Source organism: Streptomyces sp. NPDC015139 (assembly GCF_043079785.1).
Lineage (GTDB): Bacteria > Actinomycetota > Actinomycetes > Streptomycetales > Streptomycetaceae > Streptomyces > Streptomyces albidocamelliae.
The window spans coordinates 1-3,431 of record NZ_JBIBUW010000024.1 but is presented as its reverse complement, the minus strand read 5'-3'; the positions used below and the strand labels follow the sequence as shown (position 1 = coordinate 3,431).

The window sequence follows — 3,431 nt, the reverse complement described above, 5'->3', positions numbered from 1 at the left end:
CGAACCGCGCGCGTCCTGCGCGCGTCTGCTGAATCACACAAGTCCCGCACCACCGGGCAGGGACGCCCGGGGCCCCTCTCACACCACGGGCGGGACGCCCGGAGACACTCCCGCACCACCGGGCAAACGCCAGGAGACGGTCTCCCACCACGGGCGGACGCCAGGAGACGGTCCCGCACCACGGACGGGACGCGCGGGGACGCTCCCGCCACCGGGCAAACGCCAGGAGACGGTCCCGCACCACCGGGCGGACGCCAGGAGACGGTCCCGCATCACGGCGGGACGCCCAGGGACGGTCTCCCACCACCGGGCAGGATGCCTCGGGGGCGCCATCGCGGCGGGACGCGTCACCCCCTCCCCCGGCCAGGACGCACCCGGACAGCCGGATCCCCCCACGACAGGCGCAGACCACCGGGGGCGCAGACCTCCGGGGCCGCAGACCGCCGGGGGCGCAGACCTCCGGGGCCGCAGACCGCCGGGGGCGCAGCCCGCGAGAACGCACGACGACAGCACCCCCACAGCACGACAACGCAGAAGAACCACGCCGCCGACACCAGGCCCCCACGAGCCCGGCCGCGCGGGCCCCTCAACGGCCGGCAAGACGGCAGCACGGCAAGCAGCCGGGCAGCAGCCCCCAGCGCACAGGAAAACGTCCGCGGCCTGCCGCCCCCACAGGGCGACACCAGCGGCAGAACGGGACCGCAGCGACCGCAGCCCGAGACCGGAGCCACAGCCAGGGCGGCCACGTCCGGCCTCGCCCACTGTCCGCCAGCAGGCACAGCGAGCACCAGGAGAGCGCGGGCCCGCCCGGCGGACCGGGGCACCACAGCCCGCCGACAACACGCAGTGACAACCAGCCGGACCAAACGAAAGGCGACCGCTGCCGCAGCACAGCCGCCGGCACCACCGCACACGCTCGCGGGCCGACAGCGCCGGGTTTTGCAGGGCAAGCGGCCACCCGGAACAGACCCCGGGGCACGGTGGCGCGCGGGCGCCCCAGCCCGCCGCAAACACACGGCGACCAGACCAGCACGACGACACGGCCGCAGACGAAACCGGAGAGTGCAGAAGCACAGGCCCCGCGGGCCTGCAGGCTCCGCGGGCCTGCGGGCTGTGAAGGCGCGGTCAGCGCGGCAAGTGAGAGGCACACGACAGCCCGGGACGGGCAAGGCGCCACAGCCCGCCGCAAACGCTCAGCGACCCAACCGGCAGGACGGCACCACAGCACCCCGGCCCGGGCGAAACCAGAAGGTGCACGAGCACGGGCTCGCGGGCTCCGCGGGCTCGCGGGCTGCGGGCTCGCGGGCTGCGGGCTCGCGGGCTGCGGGCTCGCGGGCTGCGGGCTCGCGGGCTGCGGGCTCGCGGGCTGCGGGCTTGCGGGCTTGCGGGCTGCGGGCTTGCGGGCTTGCGGGCTTGCGGGCTTGCGGGCTGGTCAGCGCGGCGGCCCGGAGCGGGCGAGGCACCACAGCCCGCCGCAGAACGGACGGCGACCCAACCGACACGGCGACGCGGGAGCGGGACGGCAAAGCGCAAGGCCCCGAAGCTGCAGGCAGACACCGGCAAACACAGCGAGCGGCAGGGAAGACGCGGGCAGCCCGCGACGGACCCGGGCACCACAGCCCGCCGCAGAACACGCAGTGACACAACCAGCCGGACGAAACGAAAAGCGACCGCGACCGCAGCACAGCCGCCGGACACCACCGCACACGCTCGCGGGCCGACAGCACCGCCTCTACCGGTCAAGCAGCCACCCGGAACCGACCGGGAGCACGGTCACGCGGAAGCGCCACAGCCCGCCAAGAACGCGCCGCGACCAGACCGGCAGGACGACGCGAGGGCGGGACGGCAAAGCGCGGGCCTCAAGGCCGCGGACGCCTGTGAACACACACAGCGGCAGGAACGCGCGCCAGCCCACGACAGGCCGGGGCACCACAGGGCCGAGAACACGCAGTGACACAACCAGCCGGACCAAACGAAAAGCGACCACGGCCGCAGCACAGCCGCCGGGCACCACCGCACACGCTCGCGGGCCGACAGCACCGGGTTTGCAGGGCAAGCGGCCACCCGGAACCGACCGGGAGCACGGTCACGCGGGGAGCGCCACAGCCCGCCGCAAAACACACCACAACCGGACCGGACCGGCACGGCAACGCGGGAGCGGGACGGCAAAGCGCGAGGCCCCGAAGCAGCAGGCAGACACCGGCGAGCACAACGAGCGGCAGGAACACGCGGGCAGCCCGCGACGGACCCGGGCACCACAGCCCGCCGCAGAACGGACGGCGACCCAACCGTCAGGACGGCCCCACAGCGACCCCGGCCAAGGACGGGCCCAAGGGGTGCAGGAGTGCTCCCTCACGGGACATCCAGGCTGCTCAGCGAGGCGGACAGGCCACGGATGACGGTGCACTCAAACGATGAGCCGACACCCGGCGTCAACCGGCCGGTCCACCGACCAGCCGACGTACACCAGCCACCCCGAAAGCTGAAATGAAGACACGCAGTCGCCGGACAGGAACTGCATCCACCCCAAGACTTCAGAAAACACGAGGAACTCTCATGCTCAACGCTCGACGTCACATGGCCCGCATCGCCGGCATCTCCTGCATCGCCGCCCTCGCCGCCGGAACGATCGGCGTGGCCAGCGCCGAAGCCGCACCCATGATGCAGCACCACGCGGCCGCACACTCATCCAGCCACCACCAGAACAACAACATGAAGGGCGGAAACACCCAAGGCGGAACCCAGGGCAACGGCCGAGGCAACACCCAGGGCGGCACGCAGGGCAACGGCCGAGGCAACACGCAGGGCGGCACGCAGGGCAACGGAAACGGGAACACCCAGGGCGGCACGCAGGGCAACGGCCGAGGCAACACCCAGGGCGGCACGCAGGGCAACGGAAACGGCAACACCCAGGGAGGCACGCAGGGCAACGGCCGAGGCAACACCCAGGGCGGCACCCAGGGCGGCGGCAACGGCAACACCCAGGGCGGCACCCAGGGCGGCGGCAACGGCAACACCCAGGGCGGCACCCAGGGCGGCGGAGGCGGCAACACCCAGGGCGGCACCCAGGGCTGACCACACACACAACACACCCACCCAGCCCCGCGGAGACCACCTCCGCGGGGCACCCACCCATCCCCCCACCCCAGCCCCCACACCCACGACCGCCGCACCGCCACCAACCGGCACCACACCACCCCGCAGACCCAGAACGCGCACCAGCCGGCGACCACACCCGCCACCGACCGAAAGCCGCCCCCACCACAACCCCGCCGAACAGACAAACCCCGCCACCCGCCCACACCCAGAACAACAACGCCCCCCTCACCAAAAGCAGCAACCGACCCACACCACCCCCTCACACCCGACACCCACCACACCGCCCCGCCAGACGCACCACCAACCCACCCGACCCGACACGCCCCCACACA

At 73.2% G+C, this 3,431-nt stretch carries 1 protein-coding gene; it reads left to right on the top strand.

Going from position 1 to position 3,431, the window contains the following annotated elements:
- The first annotated feature begins 2,556 nt into the window (after positions 1-2,556).
- Positions 2,557-3,075 (top strand): hypothetical protein, encoded by a 519-nt coding sequence (locus ACF08B_RS37180; RefSeq protein ID WP_392321445.1) that lies wholly within the window; start codon positions 2,557-2,559, stop codon positions 3,073-3,075.
- Positions 3,076-3,431: the final 356 nt, after the last annotated feature.

Coding starts and splice junctions, on each gene's coding strand:
- ACF08B_RS37180 (WP_392321445.1), top strand. CDS start 2,557: ATGCTCAACGCTCGACGTCACATGGCCCGCATCGCCGGCATCTCCTGC.